This is a genomic window from Pseudomonas sp. WS 5503, assembly GCF_012985385.1.
GTDB classification, from domain to species: Bacteria; Pseudomonadota; Gammaproteobacteria; order Pseudomonadales; family Pseudomonadaceae; genus Aquipseudomonas; species Aquipseudomonas paracarnis.
Genome location: NZ_JAAQWI010000002.1, coordinates 395,611 through 410,199, shown reverse-complemented (window position 1 = coordinate 410,199; position 14,589 = coordinate 395,611). Strand labels below are relative to the sequence as shown.

The following is a 14,589-nucleotide window of genomic DNA, read 5'->3' as shown; positions in this document are numbered from 1 at the left end:
CCGCCAAACCCCAACGCCCCAGGAGAAAACAATATGACTCTGCGTAAATTCGCAGGGCTCGGAGCCCTGCTGTCCATCGTAATGCCAAGCCTGGCCATGGCGGCAGATGAAGTGGCTGCTCCAGTCCTCAATTCCGGCGACACCGCCTGGATGCTTACCGCCACCGCGCTGGTGCTGTTCATGACCATCCCTGGCCTGGCGCTGTTCTACGGCGGCATGGTCCGCTCCAAGAATATTCTGTCGGTGATGATGCAGTGCTTCGCCATCACTGGCCTGATCAGCATCCTGTGGGTTGTCTACGGCTACAGCATCGCGTTCGATACCACCGGTATGGAACAAGGTGTGGTCAACTTCAATTCCTTCTTCGGCGGCATGGGCAAGGCGTTCCTGGCGGGTGTCACCCCAGCCAGCATCACCGGGCCGGCGGCGCTGTTTCCGGAAGCCGTGTTCATCACCTTCCAGATGACCTTTGCCATCATTACTCCGGCGCTGATCGTCGGTGCTTTCGCTGAGCGTATGAAGTTCTCCGCGATGCTGATCTTCATGGCTATCTGGTTCACCCTGGTCTATGCGCCGATTGCGCACATGGTCTGGAGCGGCAATGGCGGCCTGATGTGGGACTGGGGCGTGCTGGACTTCGCCGGCGGCACCGTTGTGCACATCAACGCGGGTGTGGCTGGCCTGGTGGCGTGCATCGTGCTCGGCAAGCGCAAAGGCTTCCCCACCACCCCGATGGCCCCGCATAACCTGGGCTATACCCTGGTGGGCGCGGCCATGCTGTGGATCGGCTGGTTTGGCTTCAACGCCGGTTCCGCTGCGGCGGCCAACGGCACCGCGGGCATGGCGATGCTGGTAACTCAAATCGCTACCGCAGCTGCGGCCCTGGGCTGGATGTTTGCCGAGTGGATCACCCACGGCAAGCCAAGCGCACTGGGTATCGCCTCGGGCGTGGTCGCCGGCCTCGTCGCCGTGACACCAGCGGCTGGCACCGTGGGCCCGATGGGCGCCCTGGTGATTGGTCTGGTCGCCGGTGTGGTGTGCTTCTTCTGCGCGACCAGCCTCAAGCGCAAACTGGGTTATGACGACTCCCTGGACGCCTTCGGCGTGCACGGTATTGGCGGTATCGTCGGTGCGATCCTCACCGGTGTGTTCGCAGCTCCTGCTCTGGGCGGCTTCGGCACCGTGACCGACATCGCGGCCCAGGTCTGGATCCAGTGCAAAGGCGTGGGCTTCACCGTGATCTACACGGCGATTGTGACCTACGTCATCCTCAAGGTGCTCGACATGGTCATGGGCCTGCGTGTCACCGAAGAAGAAGAGGCGGTCGGCCTCGACCTGGCGCAACACAACGAGCGCGGCTACAACTTGTAACTACGCGAAAAAAACATGCCCGGCTTGCCGGGCATTTTTTTGCCCGGCGTTTGTCTGTGGCTAAAGGTGCATGGGTTTTTTATCGACTTTGTGATGGGATCCACACTGCACTTTTAAGGGTGCAAATGTCTTACAGGCATGAAGGCGTATTAGGCACTTTGTTTTTTCCCAGAGCGCGCTAGAATGCGCGCCGATGGGCGGAGAACTGTATGTGGCAACAGACCCTGATTACCCTGCGGGCCAAGCCCCGGGGCTTTCACTTGGTAACGGACGAGTTGCTTGCCGGCTTGCCTGAATTGAGGGCGTGCCGTGTGGGCCTGTTGCATCTGTGGCTGCAGCACACCTCGGCCTCGTTGACCGTCAACGAGAATGCCGACCCGGCGGTTCGCCGTGACTTCGAGCGTTTTTTCAACCTGCTGGTGCCACAAGGTCGCGCAGGGTTTGAACATAACGACGAAGGTCCGGATGATCTGCCGGCGCACTTCAAGGCCAGTCTGCTGGGCTGCCAGCTGAGTTTGCCGGTCAAGGCCGGCCGCTTGGCGATAGGGACCTGGCAAGGTGTTTATCTGGGCGAGCACCGTGATCATGGCGGTGCTCGTAAAGTCCTCGCCACCTTGCATGGTGAAGGGGCATAAGCCACTGGTGATCCAGTGGATGTTGATTTTTTTCCGGCAACCTCGACAGAGGGTGAAGCTGGGCTATAACTAATCTGCTTTTCGCAAGTCATGAGGTAGAACATGAGCGACGATGATCTGGAACAAGACGACCTCGAAGTAGGTGATGAAGACGACACCGAAGACGGTCTTGAAGTTGCGGCCGAAGACGTTGCTGAGGACGTCGATGACAGTGTTGGCGATGACGCGGCTCCCAAAGCCAAAGGCAAAGCCAAGGCGGCTGTGTCGGTAGACGAGTTGCCGAGCGTTGAAGCCAAGAACAAAGAGCGCGATGCCCTGGCGCGTGCGATGGAAGAGTTCCTCGCTAAAGGCGGCAAAGTGCAGGAAGTCGAGGCCAACGTGGTGGCTGATCCACCGAAGAAGCCGGATAACAAGTACGGCAGCCGACCTATCTGAGGTCTGCCTCCTGCTTGTAAGAAAAAGCCCGCCGTCGCTGCGGGCTTTTTCATGCCTGGAGCAATTTACCGGTTTGCTGCAATACCCTGTGGGAGCTGGCTTGCCTGCGATAGCGGTCTATCTGCGAGCCCTGTGTTGACTGATCCACCGCTATCGCAGGCAAGCCAGCTCCCACATTGGGGTCAGTGTTAGCTCCAGCGACTCAGCAGTGGCGGTAACTCCGTCAGGCTGCGAATCTGCGCATCCGGGCGCTTGTCACCCTCCCAGGCCTTGCCCGTGGGGTTGAACCACACCGCCCGCAGTCCCGCCTGCTGCGCGCCGGCGATGTCATCCCCAGGATGATCGCCCACATGCACTGCCGCGCTGGCGTCCACACCGCCACGTTGCAGTGCTTCATGAAACAGCCGTGCATCCGGCTTGGCGATGCCGATATCTTCAGCGCGCAGGGCAAAGTGAAAGTAGTCCGCCAGGCCCACACGCTGCACATCGGCATTGCCATTGGTGATCACGCCGAGCAGGAAGTGCTGGCGCAGCGCCTTGAGCATCGGCTCGGCTTCCGGAAACACGCTGAGTTGGTGGCGTGCGTGGATGAACGCTTCGAAGCAGACATCCGCCATCTCTGTGGCCTCAGGCTGGGGATAACCGGCCTCCTCGAACGCATGCATCAACACGCGATGACGCAGCAGGCTGATACGGTGTTTGAGTTCGGGATGACGCTGCAGCACCTGCTGGCGCAGGCTGGCAAAATGCTCAAGGGGCAGGTCGCCGACCTTGGACGCGTGGGTCGCCAGCCATTCGCGCATCGACGCTTCGGCGCTGATGATGACGGGTACGTTGTCCCAGAGGGTGTCGTCCAGGTCGAAGGTGATCAGCTTGATACTCATGAGTCGCCGCCCTTGATGCGTTTGGCCCGTGGATGGGCGCTGTCGTACACCGTTGCCAGGTGCTGGAAGTCGAGGTGGGTGTAGATTTGCGTGGTCTTGATATCCGAGTGCCCGAGCAGCTCCTGCACGGCGCGCAGGTCCTGGGAGGATTCGAGCAGGTGGCTGGCAAAGGAATGACGCAACATGTGCGGGTGCAGATTCTGCCCCAGCTCGCGCTCGCCGGCAGCCTTGACCCGCAGTTGAATCGCGCGCGGCCCCAGGCGCCGGCCTTGCTGGCTGACAAACACGGCATCGTCTGCAGGGTTGGTCAGAAGGCGTAGCGGCAGCCATAGCTGCAAGGCTTCGCGGGCTTTCCTGCCCACGGGCAGTACGCGCGTCTTGCTGCCTTTGCCGAGCACTTGCACCAGGCCATCGGCGAGGTCCAGCTGATCGAGGTTCAGGCCCGTCAGCTCCGACAGGCGCAGGCCCGAGGAGTAGAACAGCTCCAGGATTGCCTGGTCGCGATGGGCCAGGAAGTCATCCTCGACGGCACCGTCGAGCAATTGCAGGGCGCGGTCTGTGTCCAGGGTCTTGGGCAGGCGCCGTTCGCCTTTGGGCGGTGACAGGCCATTGGCCGGGTCGTGGTCGCACAGGCCTTCGCGATTGAGGTAGTGATAGAGGCCGCGCACCGCCGATAGCAGGCGAGACAGGCTGCGGGAGGATTGGCCCTGTTGGTGCAACCGGGCGACCAGGCTGCGCAGGGCCTGGATATCCAGGGCCTTCCAACTGCTGACGTGCTGTTTTTCGCAATAGGCCAGGACCTTGTTCAAGTCCCGCCGATAAGCTTCCAGCGTGTGGGACGACACCTGGCGCTCATTGCGCAGGTGAGCGCAGTAAGCGTCCAGTTGCCGCTCCATGATCAGCGCACCGCGCGCAGGGTGGTGGTGTGGCGTGGCAGGACGCGGCCCAGCACTTCGGCGATATAGGTCAGGAACAACGTGCCCACCGAGCTTTTGTAGTGCGCCGGGTCGCGGCTGGCGATGGCCAGTACCCCGTGCAAGCCTTGATGGCTGAGGGCGATAACGGCCGTAGAGCCGATCTGCTTGCGCTGTTCGGCGCCAAACAGGAAGTCCAGCTCATGCTCGCGCAAGGTGCCGCTGACGGTCTTGCCTTCGGACAGCAGGCCACCGATGGCCGTCTGCGCTTCGCCACCTGTGACCCAGCGCCCCACCGGCATCGGGTTGTCGCTGAACAGGATCAGGCTGACGAAGGGCACCTGGAAATCCTCGCGCAGGCTGTCTTCCACGGCGATCACCGTTTCTTCTAGGCTGGCGGCATCCATCAGGGCCAGAATCAGGCGGCGGGTCTTGTCGAACAAGCGGTCGTTGTCGCGGGCCACGTCCATCAGATGAGAGAGTCGGTGGCGCATTTCAATGTTGCGCTCGCGCAGGATCTTCATTTGCCGCTCCACCAGCGACACGGTATCGCCGCGCTGGTGGGGGATGCGCAGGGCCGGCAGCAGTTCTTCGTGCTCGACGAAGAAGTCCGGATTAGCCTCAAGGTACGCCGCGACAGCAGCGGCCTCCAGGCTTTCACTCGGGGTAGCGTGTGCGGGTACTTGAGGCTTATCGGTCATTAGCTTGGCTCACTCATAGACGGACCTGTCCTTCGTATACACGCGTGGCTGGCCCGGTCATCATCACCGGGTGGCCAGGGCCTGCCCATTCGATGGACAAACGTCCGCCGGGCAGGTCGATCAACAGTGGCGAATCCATCCACCCCTGGCTGATCGCGGCCACGGCAGCGGCGCAAGCACCGGTGCCGCAAGCCTGGGTTTCGCCGGCGCCGCGTTCCCATACGCGCAATTGCGCACGGTTACGGTCGATCACCTGCAGGAAGCCCACATTGACCCGTGCCGGAAAGCGCGGGTGATGTTCGATCTTCGGCCCCAGTTCATGCACGGGGGCGTTATTGATGTCGGTGACCCGCAGCACCGCATGGGGGTTGCCCATGGACACGGCGGCGACCTCCACGGTTTTGCCCTCCACATCCAGTGGGTAACTGAGGGCCTGCTCGGTGGCCTGGAACGGAATATCCGCCGGCACCAGGCGTGGGGCGCCCATGTTGACGCTGATCTGGCCATCATTGCGGATGTCCAGTTCGATCACGCCACCCTTGGTTTCGACGCGAATCTGGCGTTTGGCAGTCAGGCGTTTGTCGAGCACAAAGCGCGCAAAGCAGCGCGCGCCGTTGCCGCACTGTTCCACTTCGGAACCGTCGGAGTTGAAGATCCGGTAACGGAAATCCACCTCCGGGTTGCTCGGCGCCTCGACCAGCAGCAACTGGTCGAAACCGATCCCGGTGTGGCGATCACCCCACTGTTTGGCGTGCTTGGGCAGGATGTGCGCGTGCTGGCTGACCAGGTCGAGGACCATGAAATCATTACCCAGCCCGTGCATCTTGGTAAAACGCAGCAGCATGGCTTACTCCGGCAGCAGGCTTTCGCCAGCATACAACTCGGCTACCGTCTCGCGGCGACGCACTTCAAATGCTTGATCACCGTCCACCAGCACCTCGGCGGTGCGCCCGCGGGTGTTGTAGTTGGAACTCATGACAAACCCGTAGGCTCCGGCCGAATGCACGGCCAGCAGATCACCTTCCTCAAGCGCAAGCTGACGGTCCTTGGCCAGGAAGTCGCCGGTCTCGCAGATGGGCCCGACGATGTCATAGGCGCGGGCGTCGCTTGCGCGCGGCGTCACGGCGGTGACATCCATCCAGGCCTGGTACAGCGCCGGGCGGATCAGGTCGTTCATCGCCGCATCGACGATGGCGAAATCCTTGTGCTCGGTGTGCTTGAGGTACTCGACCTGGGTCAGCAGCACGCCAGCGTTGGCGACGATGTAGCGGCCTGGCTCGAACATCAGCGTCAGGTCGCGGCCTTCGATGCGTTCGCGCACGGCCTGGATATAATCGGCAATCAGCGGCGGCTCTTCATCGCGATAACGCACGCCCACGCCACCACCGAGGTCGATGTGGTGCAGGTAGATGCCGCACTCGCCCAGGCGGTCGATCAAGGCCAGCAGGCGGTCGAGGGCATCCAGGAACGGTGGCAGGGTGGTCAGTTGCGAGCCGATATGGCAGTCGACACCCAGCACTTCCAGGTTCGGCAGTTGGGCGGCGCGGATGTACACGTCCTCGGCGTCGGCGATGGCAATGCCGAACTTGTTCTCTTTGAGACCGGTGGAGATGTACGGGTGGGTGCCGGCGTCGACATCCGGATTGACGCGCAGGGAGATCGGCGCACGTACGCCCATCTCGGCGGCGACCATTTGCAGGCGCTCCAGCTCGTCGGTGGATTCGACGTTGAAGCAATGCACGCCGACTTCCAGGGCGCGGCGCATGTCTTCGCGGCTCTTGCCGACGCCAGAGAAGACAATTTTGTCCGCCTGGCCGCCGGCGGCCAGTACGCGTTCCAGCTCGCCACGGGACACGATGTCAAAACCAGCGCCAAGACGCGCCAGGACATTGAGTACACCCAGGTTGGAGTTGGCCTTGACTGCGTAGCACACCAGGTGCGGCACGCCGTCGAGGGCGTCGGTGAACGAGCGGTATTGAGCTTCGATATGCGCACGCGAGTACACATAGGTCGGGGTGCCGAAGCGCTGGGCAATCGCGGACAAGGCCACGCCTTCCGCGAACAGCTCGCCGTCCCGGTAGTTAAAAGCGTCCATAAGTTTCCCTTAACTTAGTAGGTGTCGTGCTTATGGGCTTTTGACGGCTTTTGCGACGATTGCGCCTGTTCGTTTGGATCTTTGCTGTCATCCGGCAGGTACAGCGGGCCTTTCTGGCCACAGGCACTAACGAGGCAAGCGACCGCGACGAGCGCAGCAAGGGAAGAGATCAGGCGCTTCATGGCGAAATCCTTGAATATGCATTAATTGCGCCCGAGTATACCGACCACCCGCCAGCTTGCCTATGCGCCGCACCACCCGTCCGGCGGGGGTTTGCCGAGACAGTAGGGAAGCAGGCTACGATGCCTGGGGATATTTCGTACCGTCATCCGTGATGAAATCAGTATCCTTTGCAATCGGCGAAGCTCGCCCGTATCGTGCGGCGCTTGAGCAAAACCAGACACTTTTGAGGTTGCCACAATGAGTTTGACCGAAGCCCGTTTTCACGACCTGGTGGATGCCACCCAAGAGAAGCTGGAAGATATTTTCGACGACAGCGGCCTGGACGTGGACCTGGAAAGCTCGGCCGGTGTGCTGACGGTCAAGTTCGAGAGCGGCCAGCAATTGATCTTCAGTCGCCAGGAGCCGCTGCGTCAGTTGTGGCTGGCGGCGCGCTCCGGTGGCGTTCACTTCGACTACGATGAAGAAAGCGGCAAATGGCAGTGCGACAAGAGTGAAGAGTTGCTGGGTGAGATGCTCATGCGCCTGGTTCAGGAATACACCGGCGTCGAGCTGGATTTCGACGAGATCTGATGGTGAGTGAGCCTGTAGCCGTACGCCCGCCCAAGCCGCTGTTCAGCAATGTCAGCCCGGCGGTGCCGTCACCTTGTATCAGTTTGTGTCGCCTGGACGAGCGGAAAGTCTGCCTTGGCTGCTTTCGCCATGTGGAAGACATCCGGGAATGGCGCTCTGCCGACGATGCGCGGCGCCGGGTGATCTGCGCCGAGGCCGAGCAGCGCAAGGCGAGCACCTGACGGCGTCTTGTTTATTTGTGTCGCTGTGGTAGTGTCCGGATACACCTCCATTCATCGAGGTCCGTGAGAACCCCGCCTTTTCCTGGCGGGGTTTTGCTTTTTTGTGCAGAAAAAAGGAGTCTGCCTGAATCATGACCACCGCACCGTCCATCATTCTTACCCGTCTTGACGTGCAGCGTCTGGAGCAACTGATCGACCGCTTGGGCGACGAGTTTCCCGGCGTCGAAGCGTTGCAAGCCGAACTCGACCGAGCCGAAGACGTGGTTGGTCACGATGAAGTGCCTGCGGGTGTCGTGACCATGAATTCCAGCGTGCATTGCCGTGAACAAAGCAGCGGAAAGGACTATCACCTGACGCTGGTCTACCCCAAGCACGCGAACGCCGACGAAGGCAAGATTTCGATCATGGCGCCCGTGGGCAGCGCATTGCTTGGCCTGCAAGTGGGCCAGCACATCGACTGGCCGGCGCCTGGCGGCAAGACCCTCAAGCTGGAATTGCTCAGCGTCGAAGGCCAGCCCAAAGATGGCGGCGCCTTCCCGCTCTAAACCTGATCCAAGGCCGCATTGAGTGACTGTTCCAGTTCGGCTTTATAGCGCAGGTACAGATTGCTTGGGCTTTGCACATCACCGAGCAGCCCCGACAGATCCAGGTCAGTGATATAGCCGCGGTAACGCTCGGTTTCCCGACGTTGCCCGACGATCTCCCGGGCGACCACTGCAAACAGCTGGTCGCCAAATTCCAGTTCGGAAAACTCCCGCTGATTACAGTACAGGGTGATCCCTACCTGGCCTGGCGCGCCTTTACCGATGATGGCCTGCACGTCATAAAACGCCTTGTTGGCCGGGTCTTGCGGGGCCGGTCGTGGCTCCACGCCCCGCGCCCGGCCGTTGCCCGATGGCAACAGTTGGTAGTACAGGATCTGTACTTCGCCCGCAGGTTGCTGGGTGTCCAGGGACAATAGCGCTTCCCGACGGTACAGGATCGATTGCAAAAAGCGTTGCAGTGGGGCCAAGAGGCTTTGCTCATCATGAAACGGCAAGCGCTGTTGCCAGAGCGCGTTGAATTCGTCGAGCACATAGACGTCGGCGAAGCCTTCATTGACCCGGTAGAACACCTGCACACACTCGGCTTGGCCCATGGGCAGCAGCAGCGCCAGGTCGTGGTCTTCCAAGGCCATGGCATCCAGGTGCCACGGGCTGTAGCTGGCCAGCTCCTCGCTAAGGTAAGCGATCAGCGCGTCCTGGGTCGGCAGTGATACATGGGTGGCTTGGCCCGGTACCAGTTCCATGACGTGATAATGCTGTTGCACCTGGAGCAGGTAGCGATGATTGCCCTGGCCGAGCAGAAGATGCTGCGCGGTGTCGAATACTTCTTCCACCCGCTGGGCAATGAACTGTGCCCGGTTGTGACAAAAACAACGCACTCGCAGGCGTGGCAGATGGTTCGATGGCAATTGGTTGAGATAGTCGCGCAGGCAGTCGAGCAGGGCGTGCGGGCCGTCATAGCGGCTGACCATTACTTCGTTCCAACTGTTGAGCGTGACTTGGTCCAGAGTCAGCACCAGGTTGTCGCGCACGCCGGCATAGCTCAGGGAGTCGGTGCGCTCCGTGGTCATCAGGATATTCAGGTCGCGATGATGCTTGAGCGGGTCAATCCCGACGTTGATCAGTAGCAGCACTTCTTCTGGCACTGCCGGGCGCAGCAAGCGGACCTCGTCGACACTGGCCAGGGGCAGGGTGATGGTCTGTTGCAGGCTGCCCAGCAGATTGAACAGCTCGAACTCGGTCATGTCACTGGTGCCGGGGTGCAGCGCCAGGCGGGTGCTGCTGTCGATCACGCCGTTGCGATGGCACCAGGTGAGCATTTCCAGCAGGTCGCGGCTGCGTTTGATCGGTGCAAAGTGTTCCCATTCGAGAGCGGTAAGGTTGCCGTTATACAGGCCCCAATGGTATTGGCCCGGCTCCTTGCGGTTGGGCGACTGCACCAGAGTCAAGGTATCTTCGGCCAGGTCAGGGGCGATGCCGGGGTTGATGAACTCGACCTTGCCGGCCTTGCGCTCGAACGCCGCGTACAAGCGGCGGCCCAGTACATTGAGTTCGCGCTTATTGACCGCGCTGGCGGTCTGTTCGCTGCGGGTGAACTGCGTGAGGAAGCGGTAGCTGTAGTTCAACTCATTGACCAGAGCACGGCGCTCGGAGGCGACCTGGCGCACTTTCCATTGGCTGCGGCTGTCCAGCAGGGCCAGTTGGCGCGTGTCCCAGCTCCACTCATGCGCCAGGCGTTCCAGCAGTTGCCGTTGCCAACCGGCGGTGCGCTGGCCGGCGCTGAGCTTGCGGTTGACCTTCAGGTACAGGCTGCGCCGCACCAATTCCAGGCGCTCCAGCTCGTTGCGGGCCTTGAGGTACTCCTCGATACGGCGGTAGACCATGATGTACGGGTCCAGCTCATCCAGGTCTACCTGATGGCTGAACACCGCCTGTTTGAAGCGCAGGCTCAGGCAGCGCACGTTCGGGTGTTCGCTGGCGTAGACCTCGGTCAGCAGCAGCTTGAGCACCGACTTGTAGGGCGACTCGATGCCCTTGAACAGTTGCCACAGCCCGGCCCCGATAAACTCCCCTGGAGGAATATGAGCCAGATGGCCGAGGTCGAGGGTTTCATCGGTGCGGATAAAACGCTTGGACACCAGGGTGTGAGTAAATTCGGCGTAGCGGCTTTCTTCGTAGACCGGCACCAGCCACCAGATGGGCGTGCGCCCGGCCAGCCAGATCGCGGTGCGATAGAACTCATCCAACAACAGGTAGTGCTGGGTGGTGCCGCAGTCGTCGGAACTCAGTTGCGTATCGCGATCACCCAACACAAAGCGCGTCGGGTCGATCAGGAAGAAATGCGCTTCGGCGCCCATGCCCAAGGCCCAGGTTTCCAGCAGTTGGCACTTTTTGCGCAGCTCGGCCAGCTCGGTTTCGCTCAAGTCGGGAGCGTGGCACACCCACACGTCCATATCGCTTTGATCGGCCTGGGCCAGGGTGCCAAGGCTGCCCATCAGGAACAAGCCGTGGATCGGCGTAGGCGGGTTGCCGTGGCGCGGTTTATAGGAGAACGAACGGGTCAGGCGTTGGGCATCGGCCAGGGTCTGGGCGTCCGGTTCGAAATTCGACAGCCCGGCCGGCGTGCTGCTAGAGACATAGCCCGGCAAGAGCGGGTGATTGACGTGGAAAAACAGCGGCAACAAGGCCAGCACGCTTTGCTGACGTGGCGTCAGCCCCTCGACGGCCCGGGACATGCGGCCTTGATTGAGGGTCATGAAACGCGCGCGCAGTTGGGTCAGCACCTTGCGGTCGATGCCTTCGTCCAGATCGGGGCGGATTTCATGGGTGCGGGTCATGTCGAACTCGTTGGCTCGCAGGGCCCGACGCGGGCGGCCATGCAGGAGTTTACAGACAGTAGCGTAGGAGTTTTAGAGGGAAATGGCTTTTTGGCGTCAAAATTCTGTATGCCGCGCAGCAGTGCCCGCGGAATCCGCAGGCGGCGGACTCCATGGGCAGTATCAGGTATCAGGCGGCTTCTTTGGTGCTGGCAGTGGTGAGGATGGTCAGCAGGGTTTGGGCTTGCTCGGCAGCGTCCCGGCCAAGACTCGTCAGGTAGCCCCCGTCCGGTTGGTCGATCAGCCCTTTGGCATGGAGGCGCTTGGCAGCGGCGATGGCAGTGGGGGCGGCAGTCTGATGGACTTTCAAGCCTTCCTTGGTGCTGTCCAAGGGGAAGAGTACAAGGATTTCCAGTTCGGCAACCAACTCAGGGGTATACGACATAAGGACTCCAGACTTTCTAAAATTTATTAGAGGCTAGCAGGCCATAAGGTGAACGCACTTTGCCGAACTGTCCAGCGTGTTGCTGCGTGCCGGGGTTATTCCTTTTCCGGCGGCAGCTCGGGCAGTGCCCGCAGTGCCGTTTCATACCACTCGGTATTGAAGGCGCGGTCATCTTCGAGCATGGCATCGATCTCGAACGCCAGCACGTGAGCCATCAGATTCAGGATATCTTCGCGCTCGTAACCCACCAGGGTCAGTTTGTTGAACGTAGCCTTGGCCGCTGGCGGGTTATCGCTCTCGATCTGGTTCTCGATGGCTTCGATCAGCGTGGTCTCGGTGAATTCTTCTTCGTCGTTGTCGATATCGGTCGGCTCGCTCATGGCAGGCTCCTCAAGGAAAGGGCGTCAGTCTACCCCCATTCAGGTGGGTGATGCTGCTGGTCAGGGTGCCCTCAAGGATCTATAACTCTTGCAGCCAACCCCACACCCGGCCTGGAGGCTTTGCGATGCTCAAGCTTTACGGATTTTCGGTCAGCAACTACTACAACATGGTCAAGCTGGCGCTGTTGGAGAAAGGACTGCCCTTCGAAGAAGTGCCTTTTTACGCCGGGCAAACCCCCGAAGCTTTGGCGGTCAGCCCCCGCGGCAAAGTGCCGGTGCTGGGTGTGAAGCAGGGGTTCATCAACGAAACCAGCGTCATCCTCGAATACCTCGAGCAGAGCCAGGAAGGCCCGGCGCTGTTGCCCGCCGACCCGTTTGCGCGGGCTCAGGTGTTGGCGTTGTGCCGTGAGATCGAGCTGTACATCGAACTGCCTGCGCGGGCGTGTTACGCCGAGGCTTTTTTCGGCATGACGGTGCCGGAGGCGATCAAGGAAAAATCCAGGGCCGAGCTGCTGCTTGGGATGGGTACGTTAGGCCGGCACGGTAAGTTTGCGCCTTATGTGGCAGGTGAGAGCTTCACCCTCGCGGACCTGTATTTCATGTACAGCCTCAGCCTGGCCTGCGGTGTGGGCGAAAAGCTGTTTGGGCTGGACCTGCTGGAGCAGTTGCCGAAGGCGAAGGCATTGTTGGCGCGCCTGAATGAGATGCCCAATGCGCAGAAGGTAGAGGCGGACAGGCAGGCGGCGATGCCGGCGTTCATGGCGATGATTGCGGCCAAGAAATAGAGTCGCTTTTGTGGCGAGGGAGCTTGCTCCCGCTGGAGTGCGAAGCGCTCCCAAGATTTTTGAGCCGCTGCGCAGCCCAGCGGGAGCAAGCTCCCTCGCCACAGTTTTAGCGGCTGGCGAGCAATGCCTTGCCGCGCACGACCGCCGCCTTGACCTGTGCCGGCGCAGTGCCGCCCACATGGTTACGGGCTTTCACCGAGCCTTCCAGGGTCAGCACGGCAAACACATCCTGCTCGATCTGGTCGCTGAACTGGCGCAGTTCTTCCAGGCTCATTTCCGCAAGGTCCTTGCCGGTGTCCACACCGTACTTCACGGCGTGGCCAACGATTTCGTGGCAGTCACGGAACGGCAGGCCACGGCGCACCAGGTAATCCGCCAGGTCGGTCGCGGTGGAGAACCCGCGCAGTGCCGCTTCACGCATAATCGCGTGCTTGGGCTTGATCGCCGGGATCATGTCGGCAAAGGCGCGCAGCGAGTCGCGCAGGGTGTCGGCGGCGTCGAAGAGCGGTTCCTTGTCTTCCTGGTTGTCCTTGTTGTAGGCCAGTGGTTGACCTTTCATCAGGGTCAGCAGGCCCATCAGCGCGCCAAACACACGGCCGCTCTTGCCACGCACCAGCTCTGGCACGTCGGGATTTTTCTTTTGCGGCATGATCGAGCTGCCGGTGCAGAAGCGGTCCGGCAAGTCGATGAACTGGAATTGCGCACTGGTCCATAGCACCAGCTCTTCGGAGAAGCGCGACAGGTGCATCATCGCGATGCTGGCTGCGGCGCAGAATTCAATGGCGAAGTCACGGTCCGACACGCCGTCCAAAGAATTGCCGCCCACGGCGTCAAAGCCCAGCAGTTGTGCGGTGTACTCACGGTCGATCGGGTAGGTGGTGCCGGCCAGTGCAGCGCTGCCCAGCGGCATGCGGTTGGCGCGCTTGCGGCAATCGACCAGGCGTTCGTAGTCGCGGCTGAGCATTTCGAACCAGGCCAGCAGGTGGTGGCCGAAGGTCACGGGTTGTGCTGTCTGCAGGTGGGTGAAGCCGGGCATGATGGTGTCCGATTCACGCTCGGCCTGCTCCAGCAAGCCTTTTTGCAGGCGGGTGATTTCGCCCAGGATCAGGTCGATCTCATCGCGCAGCCATAGGCGGATATCGGTGGCGACCTGGTCGTTACGGCTACGGCCGGTGTGCAGTTTTTTGCCGGTCACGCCGATGCGATCAGTGAGGCGTGCCTCGATGTTCATGTGCACGTCTTCGAGGTCTACGCGCCAGTCGAACGTCCCTGCCTCGATCTCACCGCGGATGGTGGTCAGGCCGTCGATAATGCTGTCACGCTCGGCGTCGGTCAGCACGCCGACCTTGGCCAGCATCGTAGCGTGGGCGATGGAGCCCATGATGTCGTGGCGGTACAGGCGTTGATCGAAGGTGACGGAGGCGGTGAAGCGCGCGACGAAGGCGTCGACGGGTTCACTGAAGCGGCCGCCCCAGGACTGGTTGGTCTTGTCGGTGCTCATGGATTCGCTCGTGATCTGCTTAAAAGAGGCATGAAGGTGTGCAGGCGATCATAACAGGGTTGCCCGTGGAGGCGGTGCTGCGGGTGGTCGGCAATTTTATTTGTGTAA

Annotated in this window: 17 protein-coding genes; 7 read left to right on the top strand and 10 right to left on the bottom strand. The window is 61.1% G+C overall.

Annotated elements, in window-relative coordinates; all coding sequences use genetic code 11:
• The first annotated feature begins 33 nt into the window (after positions 1 to 33).
• The 3 genes from HBO10_RS07680 (at position 34) to sutA (ending at position 2,441) form a co-directional block, all read left to right on the top strand.
• Positions 34 to 1,371, top strand: coding sequence for an ammonium transporter (locus HBO10_RS07680; protein WP_020302863.1), 1,338 nt, complete (start codon positions 34 to 36; stop codon positions 1,369 to 1,371).
• Between the two features lie 209 nt (positions 1,372 to 1,580).
• Positions 1,581 to 2,006: a secondary thiamine-phosphate synthase enzyme YjbQ gene (locus HBO10_RS07675; protein WP_034129056.1), complete on the top strand. Its 426-nt coding sequence runs from the start codon at positions 1,581 to 1,583 to the stop codon at positions 2,004 to 2,006.
• A gap of 102 nt (positions 2,007 to 2,108) precedes the next feature.
• Positions 2,109 to 2,441, top strand: coding sequence for a transcriptional regulator SutA (gene sutA / locus HBO10_RS07670; RefSeq protein WP_014720461.1), 333 nt, complete (start codon positions 2,109 to 2,111; stop codon positions 2,439 to 2,441).
• A 188-nt stretch (positions 2,442 to 2,629) separates the two neighbouring features.
• Here the strand turns inward: sutA and HBO10_RS07665 are convergent, their stop codons facing one another.
• From HBO10_RS07665 to HBO10_RS07640, 6 genes are read right to left on the bottom strand one after another with little or no spacing between them, the layout of a single operon-like run.
• Positions 2,630 to 3,325 carry an HAD-IA family hydrolase gene (locus HBO10_RS07665; protein ID WP_034129055.1) on the bottom strand — a complete coding sequence of 232 codons (696 nt, stop codon included), beginning with the start codon at positions 3,323 to 3,325 and terminating at the stop codon, positions 2,630 to 2,632.
• Entirely contained in the window at positions 3,322 to 4,221 is a 900-nt protein-coding gene (gene xerC, locus HBO10_RS07660; RefSeq protein ID WP_034129054.1) for a tyrosine recombinase XerC, read from the bottom strand. Before xerC ends, HBO10_RS07665 begins: the two co-directional genes overlap by 4 nt.
• Positions 4,222 to 4,223: 2 nt before the next feature.
• Positions 4,224 to 4,940 carry a DUF484 family protein gene (locus HBO10_RS07655; RefSeq protein WP_054896015.1) on the bottom strand — a complete coding sequence of 239 codons (717 nt, stop codon included), beginning with the start codon at positions 4,938 to 4,940 and terminating at the stop codon, positions 4,224 to 4,226.
• A 13-nt stretch (positions 4,941 to 4,953) separates the two neighbouring features.
• Positions 4,954 to 5,784, bottom strand: coding sequence for a diaminopimelate epimerase (gene dapF / locus HBO10_RS07650; RefSeq protein ID WP_034129052.1), 831 nt, complete (start codon positions 5,782 to 5,784; stop codon positions 4,954 to 4,956).
• A 3-nt stretch (positions 5,785 to 5,787) separates the two neighbouring features.
• On the bottom strand, positions 5,788 to 7,035 hold the full coding sequence (lysA, locus tag HBO10_RS07645; RefSeq protein ID WP_034129051.1) for a diaminopimelate decarboxylase: 1,248 nt from the start codon (positions 7,033 to 7,035) through the stop codon (positions 5,788 to 5,790).
• Positions 7,036 to 7,049: 14 nt separating this feature from the next.
• Positions 7,050 to 7,217 (bottom strand): lipoprotein, encoded by a 168-nt coding sequence (locus HBO10_RS07640; RefSeq protein ID WP_003195417.1) that lies wholly within the window; start codon positions 7,215 to 7,217, stop codon positions 7,050 to 7,052.
• Positions 7,218 to 7,455: 238 nt separating this feature from the next.
• Between HBO10_RS07640 and cyaY the strand changes: the two genes are divergently transcribed.
• The 3 genes from cyaY (at position 7,456) to rnk (ending at position 8,554) form a co-directional block, all read left to right on the top strand.
• Positions 7,456 to 7,788 carry an iron donor protein CyaY gene (gene cyaY / locus HBO10_RS07635; RefSeq protein ID WP_034129050.1) on the top strand — a complete coding sequence of 111 codons (333 nt, stop codon included), beginning with the start codon at positions 7,456 to 7,458 and terminating at the stop codon, positions 7,786 to 7,788.
• Positions 7,789 to 7,790: 2 nt separating this feature from the next.
• On the top strand, positions 7,791 to 8,009 hold the full coding sequence (locus tag HBO10_RS07630) for a DUF1289 domain-containing protein (protein ID WP_034129079.1): 219 nt from the start codon (positions 7,791 to 7,793) through the stop codon (positions 8,007 to 8,009).
• Positions 8,010 to 8,140: 131 nt separating this feature from the next.
• Positions 8,141 to 8,554 (top strand): nucleoside diphosphate kinase regulator, encoded by a 414-nt coding sequence (gene rnk, locus HBO10_RS07625; protein WP_034129049.1) that lies wholly within the window; start codon positions 8,141 to 8,143, stop codon positions 8,552 to 8,554.
• On the opposite strand, the gene HBO10_RS07620 is transcribed toward rnk, so the two are convergent.
• The 3 genes from HBO10_RS07620 to HBO10_RS07610 all read right to left on the bottom strand — a co-directional run bounded on the left by HBO10_RS07620 (position 8,551) and on the right by HBO10_RS07610 (position 12,195).
• A complete protein-coding gene (locus HBO10_RS07620) occupies positions 8,551 to 11,391 on the bottom strand; it encodes a class I adenylate cyclase (RefSeq protein ID WP_034129048.1) in 2,841 nt (946 codons plus the stop codon). The two genes, rnk and HBO10_RS07620, sit on opposite strands and share 4 nt — an antisense overlap.
• 169 nt (positions 11,392 to 11,560) lie before the next feature.
• Entirely contained in the window at positions 11,561 to 11,815 is a 255-nt protein-coding gene (locus tag HBO10_RS07615; RefSeq protein ID WP_003195403.1) for a TIGR02647 family protein, read from the bottom strand.
• Between the two features lie 95 nt (positions 11,816 to 11,910).
• Positions 11,911 to 12,195, bottom strand: coding sequence for a hypothetical protein (locus HBO10_RS07610; RefSeq protein WP_014720450.1), 285 nt, complete (start codon positions 12,193 to 12,195; stop codon positions 11,911 to 11,913).
• Between the two features lie 125 nt (positions 12,196 to 12,320).
• On the opposite strand from HBO10_RS07610, the gene HBO10_RS07605 reads away from it, so the two are divergent.
• The gene (locus tag HBO10_RS07605) at positions 12,321 to 12,980 is read left to right on the top strand and encodes a glutathione S-transferase (protein WP_034129047.1); all 660 of its coding nucleotides are present in this window, start codon (positions 12,321 to 12,323) and stop codon (positions 12,978 to 12,980) included.
• Between the two features lie 106 nt (positions 12,981 to 13,086).
• Here the strand turns inward: HBO10_RS07605 and argH are convergent, their stop codons facing one another.
• Positions 13,087 to 14,481 (bottom strand): argininosuccinate lyase, encoded by a 1,395-nt coding sequence (gene argH / locus HBO10_RS07600; RefSeq protein WP_034129046.1) that lies wholly within the window; start codon positions 14,479 to 14,481, stop codon positions 13,087 to 13,089.
• Between the last annotated feature and the right edge of the window lie 108 nt (positions 14,482 to 14,589).